Genomic DNA, 18,025 nt, shown 5'->3' on the forward strand with positions numbered 1-18,025 from the left:
CGATCGGGTATCCGACACGGGCCGCGCGGTGCGCCGTGCCGGGTGCCGGGCCGCGGGCCCGGGCAAGGTGGCCGGGCCCGCGGTGGGGCGGGAGGGTTATCGCGGTCAGAACAGGGACTTGAAGGCGTTCCAGCCGCCGCCGATCAGGAAGCGGGAGCGGTACGCGCCGCCGCAGGTGGCGTCGTAGCTGTACAGCCGGCCCGCGCTGTCGCGGCCGACCAGGTCCGGGCAGCCGTCACCCGAGATGTCGCCGACGCCCGCCACGGACGAGTAGATGCCCCAGCCGGTGCCGATCTTCACCCGTGCCGTCACGCCGCCGGTCGCCGTGCCGTAGTACCGCCACAGCCCGCCGTCCGCGTCCACGCCCAGCAGGTCGCCGCGCCCGTCACGGTTGATGTCCCCGGCGCCGACGATCTTCTTGTACAGCTTCCAGTTGGTGCCGATCCGCACCCGGCTCTTCACCCGGTGGTCGGCCGTACCCGCGTAGAAGTACATGTCACCGGTCGACGTCTGGCGTGCGATCAGGTCGGTGAACCCGTCGCCGTTGGCGTCGCCCGGGGACGTCAGGACGTCGTACTGTCCCCAGCCCGAACCGATCAGCGTGTACGGCGAGGAGGCCGAGACCACCTTCCCGCAGCCCGGCCGGTAGGCCCGCAGCTGGTCGCCCACGCGGGCGAGGACGTCCGCGCAGCCGTCGCCGTCGACGTCGCCGTACGGCACCAGGACGGACGTGGTCGCGAACGCCGTGCCCGTGCCCGCGGTCCGCGGCGCGAAACCGCCGAACCCGTTGCCCTTGTACAGGGACACCAGACCCGCCGTGTCCATCGCCAGAAGGTCACCCTGCGTGTCGTTCCCGGCCATGTCCCGCCAGGCGGGCTTGCCGCCGGTGACCGTGATCGTGCCGGTCAGGGAGAGGTCCCTGCCCTGCCCGTCGGCCGTACCGGCCGCCAGGTGCCAGGTGTACGTGCCGTTCACGACGGTCTGGCCCGCCGCCGTCCTGCCGTCCCACGAGACGTCGACGCGGCCCCGGGTCTCGTACGCCCCGAGGCTGCGGATCACGTTCCCGGAGAACCGGTCGCGCAGCGTCAGCTGCCAGATCGACGCGGGCTTGGAGAGCGCCCAGGACGCCTTCCAGCCGTCCTGCGGCCGCATGCCGGCCGGAACCTTCGCCGAGGCGGCGGTGAGGTCGGAGGTCGGAACGCCGGGCCACACGACATGGAGGAGGTGGTGGCGGTCCTTGTACGCGACGGCCCCGCCGAAGCGGTCGACGGTCCAGAACTCGCGGCGGGCGCCGGAGACGGGCTCGGAGTCGACGAGCCTGCGCACCACGGGCTTGCCGGAAGAGTCCTTGGAGGTGAGGTCGGTGAGCCGGAGGTACGACGCGGAGTCCCGGTCGACGACGTAGCCGTCGCCGAGCAGGGACCCGTCGGCAGTTCCCAGGGCCAAGGGCACCTTCGTGCCCGTCCTGAGGTCGATCACGCCCCGCTGCTGGCTCGGTCCGCATCCCCAGTACAGCCAGCGCCCCGCGGCCGCCTGAAGCTCCGTCGGGACGCACGCCACGCCGGTCGTGACCTTGCCGAGGTCCTTGCCGGTGGCCAGGTCGGTGCGCGCCACCTCGCCCGCCGTCGCCGTGCCCGCGTACAGGGTGGCGCCCCAGAGGGCCGCCGCCGTCTGGGGCTGCTCGCGGACGACGGTCTGCGCGTCGAGGTCGACGACGAGCGTCTTGCCTCGTCCCGTGAAGACCGCCCGCGGGCCGAAGGCGTCGACGATCCGTCCGTCGGTCTCGCCGGTGGAGACCCGGCTCACCTGTCCGGTGGACGTACGGGCGGTGACCTCCAGCGGCTTGAAGTCGTCCTGGGCCAGGTAGACCGTACGGCCGTCCCCGCTGTCGAACAGCGGCGTGGTGTTCCTCAGCCGCTTCGTCTCGGCCCCCGCCCACACCGGCTGCGGATCACCGGTGTGCATCGGCCCGACGGGCAGCGTCCTTGCGTAGAAGCCGCTGCCCTTCGAGGTGCTCAGCTCCAGGGTGGAGAGCCGGCCCGCGCCGAGGGCGAGCGACGCCACCCCGGCCGGAATCGGCTCCACACGGCGCAGCTTCTCCAGGACCGGCGCGCCACCGTCCTTCGCCGGGACGGCCTTGAGGAGGGACCAGTCGGTGGCGGAGCTGCCGCCGACGACGGCCACGCCTCCGCCCGCGATCTGGGTGAGCTCCGCCTCGGCACCCGTCAGAAGCGTCTGCGCGGGCTTGTCGGGGTGCAGCGCGACCAGCTTCCGCTGCAAGGACGCGCCGATGCCCGGGACCTGGCCGAGGGCGAGGACCCAGTCGCCGGCCAGGGCGATGCGGGCGGTGCTCAGGCCTTCGGGGAGGACGAGGGTCCGCTCGGGGCCGGTCAGGGCGGCTCGCTCGCGGATGTGGACCGTGCGGCTGCCGTCGATCCAGGCGATCCGGTCGGGGCTCAGCGCCACCGGGGCCACGGGCGCGTTGCCGGTCGCGGTGGGCGCGGGGATCACGGTCATCCGTCCGGTGACCGGATCGACGAGGCCGAGGTCGGAGAAGCCGTACGCGTACGGGTCGACGCCCCGGGCGAAGCGGAGGACGGCCGTGGAGCCGTCGCCGGCCGCGAGCTGCGCCTGTTCCAGGTTGGCGTCCGTGGGCCAGCCGGTGACGGGCGTGCGGGTCCCGTTCGGGTCGTCGGCGCGCACCAGGTGGTAGCCGCCGCTCGTGCCCGTCGCGGCGGAGGCCCCCTGCCGGAAGAGCAGGACGTCGCCGACGAGGCCCACGTAACTCGTGTCGGTGGGGATGTCGAACGGCCGCTCGGTGCCGGTCTCCAGGTCACGCACGGCGTGGAGGCCGAGGCCCGGCTCGACGTACAGATAGCGTCCGCCGTTGCCCGACCTCGCGAAGGGCACGGCTCCCTTGTCGTACCCCAGCCCGGTGTTCTTCGCGGGGTCGGTGAAGTCCGTCCACTCCAGTTCCCCGCCGTACGGCCGGTCGGGGTCCTCCGTCTCGTGCACGTACCCCGTGGGGCCGACGGCGGTGACGGTCTGCTGCCGGGGCAGGCCCCGCCAGTTGGGCGCGATGTCCAGCTGGTCCACGCCGACGACCGGCGAGGCCTGGGCGACCACGGCGGGCGAGAGGCCGACCGCCGTGGCGACGAGCGCGGTGGCGAGGACGGCGATACGCGCGCGGGGACGCCGCACGCGTGCGAAACGAGACAAAGAGGTCCCTCCCCAGGGCAACCTGATGTGCGGGATACGGGGAGGAGCCTCCGCCGGGCCCCCTGGCCGGCACTCCTCACCACGTCAACGGCCTGAGCGTATCCCGTCCGTCGCACGCGAGTACGACTCAGGGGCACATGTACGGAAACGCCTCAGGGCCCGCTCCGGCACCGAGGTGCGGGGCGGGCCCTGAGGTCCGTTCAGCTGCCGGCCGTCAGCGCGGTCGCCGACGGCTGCTCACTGCGGATCAGCCGTTGCGCTTCCAGCGCGGCTTGTCGTCACGGCGGCCGAAGGAGGAGCCGCCGCCGGCGGAACCGGTCGAGCCGGTGCCGCGGTGGTCGTCACGACGGCCGTACGGGCGGTCGCCGCCGGCCGGGCGGAAGCCGCCGGTCGCCGGACGGTCGTCACGACGGTCGCGGTTGAACGGACGGTCGCTGCCACGGTGGCCGCCGGCCGGACGGTCGTTGTCGCGACGCTCGAAGGAGCGGCCGCCACGGTCGTCACGGTTGAAGCCACCGGTGGGGCGGTCGTCGCGGCGGAAGCCGCCACGGTCGCCACCGCGGTCGTCACGGTTGAAGCCACCCGACGGACGGTCGTCACGACGGAAGCCACCACCGGACGGACGGTCGTTGTCCCGACGGAAACCGACGGTCGTCGCGGCGGAAGCCGCCGGACGGACGGTCGTTGTCGCGACGGAAGCCGCCACGGTCACCACCGCGGTCGCCGCCACGGAAACCACCACGGTCGCCACCGCGGTCGTCACGGTTGAAGCCACCGCGCTCGCGGCGCTCGTAGTTGCCCCGGTCGTCGCGGGCGGCCGGACGCTCCTCGCGGCGCTGCTCCTCGACGCGGGCGGCGGCGCGCTCGGCCTCCACGGCGGCGGCGGCGATCTCGGCCTCGGCGGCCTCCGTCACCTCGGCCACGGCGGCCTCGGGGTCCTCGCCACGCTCGCGGGCGGCACGGGCCACCAGGCGGTCGGCCTCCTCGCGGAGCTCGACGGCGCGGCGCTGCAGGCGCTCCAGCTGCTTGGTCAGGTCGACGACCTCACGCTCGGCCTGCTTGGCCGAGTTGTTCGCCGAGTCGGCCTGGACCTCGGTCAGCGAACGGGCACCGGTGATCTCGGCGACCTCGGGGTCGAAGGCACCGGCGCCACCGACGATGTGACGCGAGGCGTCGACGCCCGCGTCCTCCATCAGGCGGAAGATCTGGCGGCGCTGGTGCGGCAGGGCCAGGGAGACCACGACACCGGAGCGGCCGGCACGGGCGGTACGGCCCGAGCGGTGCAGGTAGTCCTTGTGGTCGCCGGCCGGGTCCACGTTGAGGACCAGGTCGATGCCGTCGACGTGGATGCCTCGGGCGGCGACGTCGGTCGCGACGAGCGCGTTGACGTAGCCCTTCTTGAAGTCCTCCAGGACGCGGGTACGGGCACCCTGCGTCATGCCGCCGTGCAGCGCGTCGGCCTTCACACCGGCGTCGCACAGCTGCTCGGCGATGCGGTCGGCGCCCAGCTGGGTGCGGACGAAGATGATCGTGCGGCCCTTGCGGGCGGCGATCGCGGCCGTGACGGGCGCCTTGTCCTTCGGCTTCACGACGAGGACGTGGTGGGTCATGGTCGTGACGTTGCCCTGCGCGCTGTCGACCTCGTGCGTGACGGGGTCGGTCAGGTAGCGCTTGACCAGGGTGCCGATCTCGTTCTCCATGGTGGCGGAGAAGAGCATGCGCTGGCCGCCGCCGGGGATCTGGTCGAGCAGCTCGGTGACCTCGGGCAGGAAGCCCAGGTCGGCCATCTGGTCGGCCTCGTCGAGGACGGCGATCTTGACGTTCTCGAGCGAGCAGGCGCCGCGGTTGATGATGTCGCGCAGACGGCCCGGGGTGGCGACGAGGACGTCGACACCGCGCTCCAGGGCGTAGATCTGGTTGCTCATCGACGTACCGCCGCAGACGACCTTCATCTTGAGGCCGAGCACGTCGCCGTACGGCTGGAGGGCGTCCGCGACCTGCATCGCGAGCTCACGCGTCGGCGTGAGGATGATGCCGCGGGGCTTCTTCTTGTCGGTGTGACCGCCGGCCAGACCGGCGAGCAGCGGGAGACCGAAGGAGAGGGTCTTGCCGGAGCCGGTACGGCCGCGGCCGAGGATGTCCTTGCCGGCCAGGGCGTCCGGGATGGTCGCCGCCTGGATCGGGAAGGGGGTGGTCACGCCGTTCTGCGCGAGCTTGCGGACGACGCCCTCCGGCAGACCGAGGTCGCCGAAGGTGACGGTGGGCTCGGACGGCTCCTCGTCGGCGGCGTCGGCGGCGTCGGCGTCGTCGAGCGCCTCGATGGCGTCGTCGATGATCTCGATGGCGTCGATGGCCTCGACGATGGCTTCGACGGTCTCGGAGGCCTCGACGGCCTCGACGATCTCGTCGTTCTCGGGCATGACGGCGTGGTCAGAACTGAAAATGGACATGCGAAATGCGAAACCTTCCGGAGTCTCGGCACGCGCCCGTAACTCCGTGATTTCGCAAATCGACCGCCTCAATGCGGTCAGCCACGGCTAGGGAGAGTACGCGCCACACGGCGCTCTTCTGTGTCGGCGCCGGGCAATGGGATCAAACGATCTACCACCATACGCACCCTCCCCCACCTATGGCAAACCGGACTCCGTCACACCGGTCCGACCTGCGGAGACGCCGTCGGCTCCGCGGGCGCTCCCGGCCCGCCCGCCGCCCGCACGCCACCCATCTGGGTGTCGGGTCCGGGAGACGGCGGATCGGTCGGATTCGAGGTCGGTTCCGGGGTCGGCTCGGGGGTCGGCACCGTCGGCTCCGGGGTCGGCTCGGGGGTCGGCACCGTCGGCTCGGGCGTCGGCGTGGATCCGCCGCCTCCCGCACCCGCGGAGCCTCCGGCGCTGCCCCCGCCGCCGTTCCCGCCGCCGCCGTCCCCGCTCCCGCCGTTCCCGCCGTTCCCGCTGCCTCCTGAGCCGCCCGCACCGCCGGACGAACCGTTCTGGCCCCCGCCGGTCGGCTGCGGCTTCGGCGAGCCGCCGCGGCCGCCGGAGCCCTCCACCGGCATCACCGCGCCCGGGGAGGGCTTCGTGGTGCCCGCAGGGGAGCCGCTCGGCACCGGGGACTCCGTACCCGCGCCGGCCGCCGCCGTTCCGCCCGCGCCGCCCTGCCACCCGTTCGAGGAGTCGCCGCCGCCGTCCGGGGCTCCGGACCCGCCGCTCTCCGAACCGGTCGCCACGCCCCGCTTGGCGCCGGACGCGCCGGGCGCCGGCTTCGCCCCCTCGTCACTCACACTCATACAGCCGCTCAGACCGGCACAGGCCGCGACGGCCAGCGCGGTGGCGGCCCATCGCACCGGGGTGGGCAAATGGCGCACGGGGGCACCTCCAGAGGACAGCAGGCAGGAACAGAACGCGTCGCGCTGCCCAACTCCCCAGGCGCCACAAGGGACACGGCCCCCGCGCGCCCGCTCGGCTCAGCCGTAACCCAGGGCGTGCAGCCGCTCGTCGTCGATGCCGAAGTGGTGGGCGATCTCGTGGACGACGGTGATCTCGGTCTCCGCGACCACGTCCTCCTTCGACTCGCACATCCGCAGCGTCGGCCCCCGGTAGATCGTGATCCGGTCCGGCAGCACGCCCGCGTACCACTCCCCGCGCTCGGTCAGCGGCGTCCCCTCGTACAACCCGAGCAGCTCCGGGTCGTCCGGGGACGGCTCGTCCTCGACGAACACCGCGACGTTGTCCATCAGCCGCGTCAGTTCCGGCGGGATCCGGTCCAAGGCCTCGGCGACAAGCTCCTCGAACTCCTCGCGCGTCATCTCCAGCACGCGCCCATTCTCCCCCGCCGGGAAACCGTTTTGGCGATAGCGGCCGGGATCCCATATGCTTCTCACGTCCCCGACGCGCTGAGAAGCGCGATGGTGGGTCTAGAGCCCTCATCGTCTAGTGGCCCAGGACGCCGCCCTTTCAAGGCGGTAGCACGGGTTCGAATCCCGTTGGGGGTACGCATTACTGTGTGCGAGACTAGTGATCGCACAAAGCAAGGCTCTGTGGAGCAGTTGGTTAGCTCGCCACCCTGTCAAGGTGGAGGTCGCGGGTTCAAGTCCCGTCAGAGTCGCTGAAGCTGGAAACAGCTTCGTGGCTGGGTAGCTCAGTTGGTACGAGCGATCGCCTGAAAAGCGATAGGTCGCCGGTTCGACCCCGGCCCCAGCCACAAACAGAAGGCCCCGTTCGAAAGAACGGGGCCTTCTTCGTGTTCCAGGACCGGCGGGACCGGGAGAACCGGGAGAACCGGAGGCCGTACGGGGGAGAGGCCCGCGCCCCTCCCCCGTACGGCTCACACCTCCTCGCGCTCCCGCGTACGGCTCCCCCGCCTGGCCCGCACCGCGAGCACCAGCGCCACCACGGCCACCACCGCGACGAGCAGCGCCCAGTCGGGGACCGCCCGGCCCAGCGAGGCGACCCGCTGCTCCACCGCGAACGAGTCGTCCACCGACAGCAGGCCCGGCAGCGCGGTCGTCCCGTCGAAGACCAGGAAGAGCGTGCCGAGGGCGACGAAGAACAGGCCCGAGAGCAGCGAGGTCGAGTGGAGCGTCAGGTGGCCGAGCCGGACCGGCCGGCCGCGCAGCCAGGACCGCCCGCCCAGGTCGTACCGCTCCCAGAGCAGGGCCAGGACGAACAGCGGCACCGCCATGCCGAGCGCGTACACGGCGAGGAGCAGCCCGCCGTACGCCGGGCTGCCGCTCAACGCGGCCACCGTCAGGACGCTGCCGAGGATCGGGCCCGCGCAGAAGCCCGCGAGCCCGTAGACCAGGCCGAGGGCGTAGACGGAGAGCGCCGACGTGGGCCGGATCCGGCCGCTCGCCTCGGCGATCCGTCGGGAGGCGAAGCCCAGGCCGAGGATCTGGAGGACGCCGAGCCCGACGATCAGCCAGCCGCCGGCGGTGACGAGCAGGTCCCGGTGGCCGTAGAAGAGGCGGCCCGCGAAGGAGCCGGCCGCGCCGAGCGGCACGAGGGTGGTCGCCAGGCCCGCGTAGAGGATGCCCGTCCTGGCCACCAGCTTCGCGCGCGTGTCGATCGAATACGCGAAGAAGGCGGGCAGGAGCAGGGCGCTGCACGGGCTGAGGAGGGCGAGCAGCCCGCCGAGGAACGCGGCGAAGTAGCCGATGCCGGAGGTCACGGCTTGGCCTTCGCGGGAGCGCTCTTCGCCGCCTTCGCCGCCGCCTCGATGGCCTCCGTGAAGGTCTCCAGGGGCTGCGCGCCGGCGATCGGCCGGCCGTTGACCAGGAAGGACGGGGTGGAGGTGGCCCCGAGGGCGTACCCCTGCTCCTGGTCCGCGCGGACGGACGCGCGGGCCGCCGCCCCGTCGGTGTCCTTCGCGAACCGGGCCGCGTCGGGGACGCCCGCCTCCTTCGCGAGGGCGGCGAGGCGGTCCTTGCCGAAGCCCTTCTCCTTGGCGCCCTCGGCGTAGGCGGCCTTGTGGAACTCCCAGAACCGGCCCTGCTGCCCGGCCGCCCAGGAGGCGCGGGCGACGGCCTCCGACTCCTCGCCGAAGATCGGGAAGTTGCGCCACTCGATGCGCAGGGTGCCGTTCTCCACGTACTTCTCGATGAGGAGCGGCTCGGTGTCCCGGGCGAACTTCCCGCAGTAGCCGCACTTGAAGTCGGCGTACTCGATCAGCACGACGGGCGCGTCGGCGCGGCCGAGGGCGAGCTTGTCGGAGGCGTCGCGGCGGGCGTACGCCTCCAGTTCGGCGTAGACGCCGGCGGAGGGGTCGGCGGAGACCTCGGCGACGGCGGAGGAGCCGGCCTCGGAGCCGGAGGCGCCGGGCGAGGTCGGCTTGGTGGCGGTGTACGAGACGACGCCGAGCAGGACGGCGGCGACGGCGACCCCGGAGACGACGGCGATCGGCTTGGACTTGGACATGCGGAAGCGCTCCTGAGGAGAAGGGGGGTAGGACGAGGGAGGACGGCCGTCCGTCTACACCCTCAGGACCGACAGCTCCACGGGAGACGGCTGTACGCGCGCGGGTGGCTCCCGCCCCGCCGACACGCCCTGGTCGGCCGGATCCGTCACGCGGACCCCGCACGGCTCCCGGTCCGCGGCGAGGGCCGGCAACAGCTCGGCGAACCCGAGCGCGCGCGGTGGGACGACGGGACCCGTGGCCCCCTCGTCCGCCGGGTGGCCGGGATCGCAGCCCGGCACGGCCGCGCCCACGACCACGGGGGCGACCGGCTGGGGCGTCCCCGTCGTCACCCCGCAGACCAGGAGGCCGAGCACCAGGCCCATCAGCGCGACGAACGCCGCCGGCGCGCGGGTGGTGCGGAACATGCGAAACCTCTCCGTCCGGGCGGCGTGCCCGAAATAGTACGCACCCGATCACCGGCCCCCGGTGAGGCCGCTCGTAAATCGGTTCGCCGCTTCTCGGCCGCAGGTGCGATCCTGGATTCCGTATGTCTACTTCCTTCGCCGCCCTCCAGTCCGTCCTGGCCGAGGTCTCGCTGCGGGACTCCCACCGGCTCGGCCGCCGTCTCGAAGGCGCCCGCCGCATCCGCAAGCCCGAGGCCCGCGAGGCCGTCCTGGACGAGATCGCCGCAGAGGCGGCCAAGGCCAAGGAGCGCGTCGACGGGCGCGCCTCCCGCGTGCCCGCGGTCACCTATCCCGAGCAGCTGCCCGTCTCGCAGAAGAAGGACGAGATCCTGGAGGCGATACGCGACCACCAGGTCGTGATCGTCGCCGGTGAGACGGGTTCCGGAAAGACCACCCAGATCCCGAAGATCTGCCTGGAGCTCGGCCGGGGCGTCCGCGGCATGATCGGGCACACCCAGCCCCGCCGGATCGCCGCCCGCACGGTCGCCGAGCGCGTGGCGGAGGAGCTGAGGACCCCCCTCGGGGAGGCGGTCGGCTGGAAGGTCCGGTTCACCGACCAGGTGAACCCCGACGCGACCTTCGTGAAGCTGATGACGGACGGCATCCTGCTCGCCGAGATCCAGACGGACCGCGAGCTGCGCGCCTACGACACGATCATCATCGACGAGGCCCACGAGCGGTCACTCAACATCGACTTCCTGCTCGGCTACCTGGCCCAGCTGCTCCCGAAGCGCCCCGACCTCAAGGTCGTGATCACCTCCGCGACGATCGACCCGGAGCGCTTCTCCCGCCACTTCGGCGACGCCCCGATCGTCGAGGTCAGCGGTCGTACGTATCCGGTCGAGGTCCGCTACCGGCCCCTCCTGGAGGAGGACTCCGAGGAGTCGGACCGGGACCAGATCACCGCGATCTGCGAGGCCGTCGACGAGCTGCAGGCCGAGGGCCCCGGCGACGTCCTGGTCTTCCTCTCCGGTGAGCGCGAGATCCGCGACACCGCGGACGCGCTCCTGAAGCGGAACCTCCGCAACACCGAGGTCCTCCCCCTCTACGCGCGCCTGTCCCACGCCGAGCAGCACCGGGTCTTCCAGGCGCACTCGGGCCGCCGGATCGTGCTCGCCACGAACGTCGCCGAGACCTCCCTCACGGTCCCCGGCATCAAGTACGTGATCGACCCGGGCACCGCCCGCATCTCCCGCTACTCGCACCGCACCAAGGTGCAGCGGCTGCCGATCGAGCCGGTCAGCCAGGCGAGCGCCAACCAGCGCAAGGGCCGTTGCGGCCGTACCTCCGACGGCATCTGCATCCGGCTGTACTCGGAGGACGACTTCCTCACCCGGCCGGAGTTCACGGACGCGGAGATCCTCCGTACGAACCTGGCCTCCGTCATCCTCCAGATGACCGCCGCCGGACTCGGCGAGATCGAGAAGTTCCCCTTCATCGACCCGCCGGACCACCGGAACATCCGGGACGGCGTGCAGCTCCTGCAGGAGCTGGGCGCGATCGACCCGACGGAGAAGGACCCCAAGAAGCGGCTGACCCCGCAGGGCCGGAAGCTCTCCCAGCTGCCCGTCGACCCGCGGCTCGCCCGGATGGTCCTGGAGGCCGACAAGAACGGCTGTGTCCGCGAGGTCATGGTGATCGCGGCGGCGCTGTCCATCCAGGACCCGCGCGAGCGGCCGGCCGAGAAGCAGACGCAGGCCGACCAGCAGCACGCCCGCTTCAAGGACGAGACCAGCGACTTCCTCGCCTTTCTGAACCTCTGGCGGTACGTCCGCGAGCAGCAGAAGGAGCGCGGTTCCAGCTCCTTCCGCCGGATGTGCAAGCAGGAGTACCTGAACTTCCTGCGCATCCGGGAGTGGCAGGACATCTACGCGCAGCTGCGGACGGTCGCCAAGCAGCTGGGCATCCACGTCAACGAGGAGGACGCGCCGGAGCAGTCCGTGCACGTCTCGCTCCTCGCCGGTCTGCTCTCGCACATCGGCATGAAGGACGTGAAGGAGGGCGCGAAGAACGACTACCTGGGCGCCCGCAGCGCCAAGTTCGCGATCTTCCCGGGTTCCGCGCTCTTCAAGAAGCCCCCGCGTTTCGTCATGTCCGCCGAGCTGGTGGAGACCTCGCGCCTGTGGGCCCGGGTCAACGCGCGCGTGGAGCCCGAGTGGATCGAGCCGCTCGCCCAGCACCTGGTGAAGAAGACGTACAGCGAGCCGCACTGGGAGAAGGACCAGGCGGCCGTGATGGCCTTCGAGAAGGTGACGCTGTACGGCGTGCCGATCATCGCCGACCGCAAGGTGAACTACGGCCGGATCGACCCGGAGGTCTCCCGGGACCTGTTCATCAGGAACGCGCTCGTCGAGGGCGACTGGCGCACCCACCACAAGTTCTTCTCGGACAACCGCAAGCTCCTCACCGAGGTCGAGGAGCTGGAGCACCGGGCCCGCCGCCGGGACATCCTGGTCGACGACGAGACGCTGTTCGACTTCTACGACAAGCGCGTCCCCGAGCACGTGGTGTCCGGCGCCCACTTCGACTCCTGGTGGAAGCGCAAGCGCGACGAGGAGCCGGAGTTCCTCGACTTCGAGCGCGAGATGCTCATCAACGAGAAGGCCGCCGGGGTCACCAAGGACGACTACCCGGACTCCTGGCGGCAGGGGCCGCTGAAGTTCCGGGTGACGTACCAGTTCGAGCCCGGCGCGGACGCCGACGGCGTGACCGTCCACATCCCGCTCCAGGTGCTCAACCAGGTCACGGACGAGGGCTTCGAGTGGCAGATCCCGGGTCTGCGCGCGGAGGTCGTCACCGAGCTGATCCGGTCGCTCCCGAAACCGATCCGCCGGCACTACGTGCCCGCGCCGAACTTCGCGAGCCGCTTCCTGGACGCCGTCGTGCCCGTGCAGGAGCCGCTGGACGGCGCGCTCGCCCGCGAGCTCCAGCGGATGGTCGGCGTCCCGGTCACCGCCGAGGACTTCGACTGGGCGAAGGTGCCCGAGCACCTCAAGGTGACGTTCCGGATCGTCGACGAGCGGCGCCGCAAGCTCGCCGAGGACAAGGACCTGGAGACGCTGCGGCTCCAGCTGCGCCCCAAGGCCCGCAAGGCCCTCTCACAGGCCGCTGCGGCGGCCACGGCGGGCCCTGACGGCTCCGGGCCCTCCCTGGAGCGCACGGGGCTCACCGCGTGGACGATCGGCACGCTCACGAAGGTCTTCGAGACCAAGCGGGGCGGGCAGCCGGTCAAGGCGTACCCGGCGCTCGTGGACGAGGGCGCGACCGTCGCCGTGCGCCTCTTCGACACGGAGGCCGAGCAGGCGCAGGCGATGTGGCGGGGCACCCGGAAGCTGGTCATGCTGAACATCCCGGTGAACCCGGCGAAGTTCGCCTCGGACAAGCTGACCAACCAGCAGAAGCTGGCCCTGTCCTCGAACCCGCACGGCTCGATCCAGGCCCTCTTCGACGACTGCGCGACCGCGGCCGCCGACAAGCTGATCGCGGACCACGGCGGCCCGGCGTGGGACGAGGAGTCCTTCCGGAAGCTGTACGACAAGGTCCGTGCTGACCTCGTCGACACGACCGTGCGGACGGTGGGCCAGGTCCAGCAGATCCTGGCGGCCTGGCAGGCCTGCGAGCGCCGGCTCAAGTCAACGAACAGCCTGGCGCTGATCGACAACCTGAGCGACGTGCGCGCGCAGCTGGCGTGGCTGATGCCGGCGGGCTTCGTCACCCGTACGGGGCTGAAGCGGCTGCCCGACCTCATGCGCTACCTGGTGGCGGTGGACCGACGGCTCCAGCAGATGCCGGCCGGGGTGCAGCGGGACACCACCCGGATGGAGAAGGTCCGGGAGATGCAGGACGAGTACGCCTGGCTGCTCGAGCAGCTCCCGAAGGGCCGGCCGGTGCCGTCCGAGGTCACCGACATCCGCTGGATGATCGAGGAGCTGCGGGTGAGCTACTTCGCGCACGCCCTCGGCACCGCGTACCCCGTCTCGGACAAGCGGATCGTGAAGGCGATCGACGCGGCGGCCCCCTGACCGGGGTCCTCGTCGCACCCGTCCGGCGGTGAGTTCGACCAGACCGCTGACCTGCTGTACAGTCTTTCTCGCAGCCACTTACGAGCGGCAGCAACCGAGGACCTGTGGAGCAGTTGGTTAGCTCGCCACCCTGTCAAGGTGGAGGTCGCGGGTTCAAGTCCCGTCAGGTTCGCTTCACCGAAAGGCCCGCATCGCGAGATGCGGGCCTTTCGTCGTGTTCCCGTGTTCGTTGCGGTCCGGTGTCTTGACGGGGCCGGGCGCCGCCGGTACCCCGGACATCAGGGAATCGGGGGCCCACACCGGAGGTGGTCGCGCATGGCCGCGGCGTCCGCAGCACGGCACGAGACACGAGCGCTGCTGCGTGCCCATCTGGCGGCCGCTTCCCGCTACGGACACGTCACGCGCCACTGCGCGGTCTGCCATCGCCTCCTGCGGCTCTCCATGGAGCTCGCGGAGGCCGGGGAGCCCGGGGGGCCCGGGGAGCCCGAGGAGCAGCCGCCGGCGGCGTGCTCGTCCGCGGGGGACGAAAGTCCCACCGACCCATGACCAACGGCGGGTTGGGAGCGTTCCGCGAAGTGGGAGGCTGTTCTTTGGCAAGGCTTCGCCAGTGTGACGGGAGTCACTGAGGCAGTTTCAGAAACCGCTTCACTTACACCCTCCCTACACCGACCCAATTTAATATGTGCAATTGCACCACCGGCCGAGGAGTGACGCCGGGCACAAAAGAAGATCGCGCCAGACCCGGCGGAGTCCAGCGCGATCGTTGACGAAGGCCTGTTGGGGCAGGATTCCGTCGGCAGAGCTAGGGGTGGGCAACCGGATTGGGGGATCCGGAAAGACCCGGTGTTACGGGGTGATACGGGGTGTTCGCGCGGCCTCAGGCCTCGCTGCGCTGCTGCGGAATGCCAGCCAGCAGCGCGCGGACCTCAGCCTCGCGGTACCGGCGGTGTCCACCCAGGGTGCGGATGGACGTGAGCTTCCCGGCCTTCGCCCAACGGGTCACCGTCTTCGGGTCCACACGGAACATCGTGGCAACCTCGGCAGGGGTCAGCAGCGGCTCGGCATCAGGGGTGCGAGCGGTCATGAGCGGCCTCCTCGGGAGAACCGAACCATCTCGGTTCTTTCCTCTAAATTCTGCACCTTGACCCGCCTTGCCCGAAATGGCAGAAGCGGGCCGAGTCGGTTATAGGACGAACGGCTTGTCCTCGGCACTACAACTACACCATCCGTCCAGCCACGTCGGCCAAACCGATGGAATTGCCCTCGCAGGTGTTCATCAGCGGCGGAAGTCGATGGACCATGCCATAACGGACAGTCACGCGGCTGTGACGATCAGTCACAGCCGCGATCAGGAGTCCTCAGACCCCCCATAGAGTGCAATGTCGAGCGTTCCGCCCATAGATGGGCGGAAGGAACCCTCCCCGGACTCCTTGTCCTATTTTGGCACGAGGGTGGGCGATGGGCGCAAGGGTGCGGTAAGTGCTGTCCGTCACGCTTGAGCCAAAGGCCCGGATCGGGACCAACGTCCCCGCCGGAGGGTGCCGAACGGCCCCCGGGAGACCCGGACCCCCCGATCGCCGAAATCCGGCAGTCGGGATCCGGACACCCCTGAAGATCATTTACACCCGCCGGACATGTCTTGTCGATACCGACCTGACGAAGATGCCCGACTGATGTCAATTCGCGAAGCGCAGCTCACGGACCGTCCGCCAGCGCTCCGCGAGCCGCCCGTACGCCTCGCTCGCCCCCTCGCCGTCACCGGCCCGCAGCGCCGCGATCCCCTCCGCCATCTGCGCCGCCGACCGGTCGGCGGCCAGCCACTCCTCCGTCACCGCGTGCACCAGACCGCCGAAGTCCAGCTCCACCAGCGCCCGCGGATGGAACTCCTCCAGCCAGCGCCCCACCTCGATCAGCCCCTCCGTCATGGGACCGTCGTCGATCGACTCCCGCAGGGCCCGCAGCGCCCGCGCGAGCCGGCGGCGCGCCTGCGCCATCGTCGTCCGGTAGCGCAGCACCGGCGCCCGGCCGGCCGCCCCCGCGCCGTCCCCGGGCTCCCCCGGCTCGTACTGCCGGTCCTCGTCCCCGAAGAGCGCGAACCAGCGCAGCGGCACGTGCCAGACCGCCGTACGGATCCACGGCCGCGCGTCCGGGTTCACACCGAGCCACCGCTCGTAGTCGCCCGCCACCTGGACCCGCACCACCGGCGGCAGCATCGCGTCGAGCACCGGCCCGGGGAACTGGCCGTCGAGCTCCTGGAGCGCCAGCCATCCGCGCAGCCGGGTCCGCCACGGACAGATCACCACCACCCCGTCCAGATGGGCGACGAAGGCCTCCGCGCTCTCGTGGACCGGGACCGGGACCGGCGGCGTCGGCAGCAGGTCCGCGAGCGACCGGCGCAGCTCGTCCTGCGCCCCCGGGACGCGCGGCCGGCGGGCGTACCGGGCCCAGTGGGTCCGCTCCGGCTCGGGGAACGCGGCCAGCGGCTCGTACACCCGCAGATAGGACGCGTAGGGGACGAGGAGCGAGGAGGCGACCGACATGTCGCGAATCCTTCCACGGAGGTACTCCGGGAGGGGGTGATCCTGAGCACTGCGGCCGATCTACGCCCAGGTAGGACTTACCCTCTTGCCGAACTGGTCCTCCCCCACCCGCAGGGAGGACCGAAACCGCCGCTTCGTACTTGGGAGTCACCACCGTGACCGATGTGACCGGCGTTCCTGCTGACGTACTGCGCACCCTGTTCCACTCGGAGCAGGGTGGCCACGAGCAAGTCGTGCTCTGCCAGGACCGCGCCACCGGCCTCAAGGCCGTCATCGCCCTCCACTCCACCGCCCTGGGCCCCGCCCTCGGCGGCACCCGCTTCTACCCGTACGCCACCGAGGCCGAGGCGATCGCCGACGCGCTCAACCTGGCCCGCGGCATGTCGTACAAGAACGCCATGGCCGGTCTCGACCACGGCGGCGGCAAGGCCGTCATCATCGGCGACCCGGAGAAGATCAAGAGCGAGGAGCTGCTCCTCGCCTACGGGCGCTTCGTCGCCTCCCTCGGCGGCCGGTACGTCACGGCCTGCGACGTCGGCACCTACGTCGCCGACATGGACGTCGTCGCCCGCGAGAACCAGTGGACCACCGGCCGCTCCCCCGAGAACGGCGGCGCCGGCGACTCCTCCGTCCTCACCGCCTTCGGCGTCTTCCAGGGCATGCGCGCATCCGCGCAGACCCTGTGGGGCGACCCGACCCTGCGCGGCCGCAAGGTCGGCGTCGCGGGCGTCGGCAAGGTCGGCCACTACCTCGTCGAGCACCTCCTGCAGGACGGCGCCGAGGTCGTGATCACCGATGTGCGCGAGGAGTCGGTGCGCCGGATCACCGACAAGTACCCGCAGGTCGCCGTGGTCGCCGACACCGACGCGCTGATCCGCGTCGAGGGTCTCGACATCTACGCGCCCTGCGCGCTGGGCGGCGCCCTGAACGAGGAGACGGTGCCGTTCCTCACCGCGAGCATCGTCTGCGGCGCGGCCAACAACCAGCTGGCCCACCCCGGCATCGAGAAGGACCTCGTGGGGCGCGGGATCCTCTACGCGCCCGACTACGTGGTCAACGCCGGCGGCGTGATCCAGGTCGCCGACGAGCTGCACGGCTTCGACTTCGACCGCTGCAAGGCGAAGGCGACGAAGATCTTCGACACCACGCTCGAAATCTTCGCACGTGCGAAGGCTGACGGGATTCCGCCGGCCTCGGCGGCCGACCGGATCGCCGAACAGCGGATGGCGGACGCGCGGCGCGGCTGAGCCGTACCGGAGGCCGGCCCGCCGCCAGGGCCGCCGCCGGGCCGCCTGTGGACGACTCACGGATGTCCCCAGGCGGCCCACAGGCGGTCCGCGGGCGGCCCGCGGGGAGACTTCGCTCACGCCCTTCGGCGGGTCGGTCCTCCAGAAGAGGTTAAAATCGCGATTGACCAGCGAGGAAAGGGCTCCTCGAAGGTTCTGTACCGGGGTATGTGATGCGCGCGGCGTACCGTAGACCCGCGGAAACAGGTACCGTTGAAGCTCTACGGACCGGTCTCTCTGTCGAGAGTCCGTTCCGACTCATGAACGCGTGTCAAGACTCTGGGGCCACCGAGCCCCGTCACCGAGGGGGTCGAGCCATGGGGCGCGGCCGGGCAAAGGCCAAGCAGACCAAGGTCGCCCGCCAGCTGAAGTACAGCAGCGGCGGGACGGACCTGACGCGTCTGGCCAATGAGCTGGGCGCTTCGACTTCGAGCCAGCCGCCGAATGGCGAGCCGTTCGAGGACGACGACGAGGAAGACGACCCGTACGCCCAGTACGCGGATCTCTACAACACGGACGACGAGGACGAGGACGACGAGTCCGGTCCCGCGTCGTCCCCGCGTCGCGCTTGACCTTCTGAATCGCACCGCAGAAACCCGGCC

12 protein-coding genes, 4 tRNA genes and 1 pseudogene are annotated in these 18,025 nt (G+C 71.2%); 8 read left to right on the top strand and 9 right to left on the bottom strand.

Annotated features, from left to right (window positions below):
• Nucleotides 1-105: 105 nt before the first annotated feature.
• The 4 genes and pseudogenes from IO20_RS37465 to IO20_RS0107545 all read right to left on the bottom strand — a co-directional run bounded on the left by IO20_RS37465 (nt 106) and on the right by IO20_RS0107545 (nt 7,033).
• Complete coding sequence (locus IO20_RS37465) at nt 106-3,219, bottom strand: FG-GAP-like repeat-containing protein (protein WP_169749642.1); 3,114 nt, start codon at nt 3,217-3,219, stop codon at nt 106-108.
• 247 nt (nt 3,220-3,466) lie between these two features.
• Nucleotides 3,467-5,669: pseudogene (locus IO20_RS36310) on the bottom strand (DEAD/DEAH box helicase).
• A 197-nt stretch (nt 5,670-5,866) separates the two neighbouring features.
• Nucleotides 5,867-6,583 carry a hypothetical protein gene (locus IO20_RS39520; RefSeq protein WP_157850748.1) on the bottom strand — a complete coding sequence of 239 codons (717 nt, stop codon included), beginning with the start codon at nt 6,581-6,583 and terminating at the stop codon, nt 5,867-5,869.
• A 99-nt stretch (nt 6,584-6,682) separates the two neighbouring features.
• Nucleotides 6,683-7,033, bottom strand: coding sequence for a metallopeptidase family protein (locus IO20_RS0107545; RefSeq protein WP_030221363.1), 351 nt, complete (start codon nt 7,031-7,033; stop codon nt 6,683-6,685).
• Nucleotides 7,034-7,137: 104 nt separating this feature from the next.
• Between IO20_RS0107545 and IO20_RS0107550 the strand changes: the two genes are divergently transcribed.
• From IO20_RS0107550 to IO20_RS0107560, 3 genes are all read left to right on the top strand, one after another.
• Nucleotides 7,138-7,210, top strand: a tRNA-Glu gene (locus IO20_RS0107550).
• Nucleotides 7,211-7,249: 39 nt separating this feature from the next.
• Nucleotides 7,250-7,323 (top strand) — tRNA-Asp (locus tag IO20_RS0107555).
• 22 nt (nt 7,324-7,345) lie between these two features.
• Nucleotides 7,346-7,419: transfer RNA gene (locus IO20_RS0107560), tRNA-Phe, on the top strand.
• Nucleotides 7,420-7,542: 123 nt separating this feature from the next.
• Here the strand turns inward: IO20_RS0107560 and IO20_RS0107565 are convergent.
• From IO20_RS0107565 to IO20_RS0107575, 3 genes are read right to left on the bottom strand one after another with little or no spacing between them, the layout of a single operon-like run.
• Complete coding sequence (locus IO20_RS0107565; RefSeq protein ID WP_030549597.1) at nt 7,543-8,385, bottom strand: cytochrome c biogenesis CcdA family protein; 843 nt, start codon at nt 8,383-8,385, stop codon at nt 7,543-7,545.
• Entirely contained in the window at nt 8,382-9,131 is a 750-nt protein-coding gene (locus IO20_RS0107570; RefSeq protein ID WP_051874431.1) for a DsbA family protein, read from the bottom strand. Before IO20_RS0107570 ends, IO20_RS0107565 begins: the two co-directional genes overlap by 4 nt.
• Nucleotides 9,132-9,185: 54 nt before the next feature.
• Nucleotides 9,186-9,536 (bottom strand): hypothetical protein, encoded by a 351-nt coding sequence (locus tag IO20_RS0107575; RefSeq protein WP_030549599.1) that lies wholly within the window; start codon nt 9,534-9,536, stop codon nt 9,186-9,188.
• Nucleotides 9,537-9,658: 122 nt separating this feature from the next.
• Between IO20_RS0107575 and hrpA the strand changes: the two genes are divergently transcribed.
• The 3 genes from hrpA to IO20_RS42285 all read left to right on the top strand — a co-directional run bounded on the left by hrpA (nt 9,659) and on the right by IO20_RS42285 (nt 14,143).
• Complete coding sequence (hrpA, locus tag IO20_RS0107580; RefSeq protein ID WP_030549600.1) at nt 9,659-13,597, top strand: ATP-dependent RNA helicase HrpA; 3,939 nt, start codon at nt 9,659-9,661, stop codon at nt 13,595-13,597.
• Nucleotides 13,598-13,695: 98 nt separating this feature from the next.
• Nucleotides 13,696-13,769, top strand: a tRNA-Asp gene (locus IO20_RS0107585).
• Between the two features lie 143 nt (nt 13,770-13,912).
• The gene (locus IO20_RS42285; protein WP_030549601.1) at nt 13,913-14,143 is read left to right on the top strand and encodes a DUF6274 family protein; all 231 of its coding nucleotides are present in this window, start codon (nt 13,913-13,915) and stop codon (nt 14,141-14,143) included.
• Between the two features lie 331 nt (nt 14,144-14,474).
• Here the strand turns inward: IO20_RS42285 and bldC are convergent, their stop codons facing one another.
• Both bldC and IO20_RS0107600 read right to left on the bottom strand, forming a co-directional pair.
• Nucleotides 14,475-14,681: a developmental transcriptional regulator BldC gene (gene bldC, locus IO20_RS0107595; RefSeq protein WP_003949541.1), complete on the bottom strand. Its 207-nt coding sequence runs from the start codon at nt 14,679-14,681 to the stop codon at nt 14,475-14,477.
• Nucleotides 14,682-15,273: 592 nt separating this feature from the next.
• Nucleotides 15,274-16,137 carry a DUF8083 family protein gene (locus tag IO20_RS0107600; protein ID WP_030549602.1) on the bottom strand — a complete coding sequence of 288 codons (864 nt, stop codon included), beginning with the start codon at nt 16,135-16,137 and terminating at the stop codon, nt 15,274-15,276.
• A gap of 155 nt (nt 16,138-16,292) precedes the next feature.
• On the opposite strand from IO20_RS0107600, the gene IO20_RS0107605 reads away from it, so the two are divergent.
• Both IO20_RS0107605 and IO20_RS0107610 read left to right on the top strand, forming a co-directional pair.
• Nucleotides 16,293-17,384, top strand: a complete 1,092-nt coding sequence (locus IO20_RS0107605; RefSeq protein WP_030549603.1) for a Leu/Phe/Val dehydrogenase — start codon at nt 16,293-16,295, stop codon at nt 17,382-17,384.
• 356 nt (nt 17,385-17,740) lie between these two features.
• Nucleotides 17,741-17,995, top strand: a complete 255-nt coding sequence (locus IO20_RS0107610) for a DUF3073 domain-containing protein (RefSeq protein ID WP_030221379.1) — start codon at nt 17,741-17,743, stop codon at nt 17,993-17,995.
• Nucleotides 17,996-18,025: the final 30 nt, after the last annotated feature.

It is taken from the genome of Streptomyces exfoliatus (assembly GCF_000725545.1).
Taxonomy (GTDB): domain Bacteria; phylum Actinomycetota; class Actinomycetes; order Streptomycetales; family Streptomycetaceae; genus Streptomyces; species Streptomyces exfoliatus.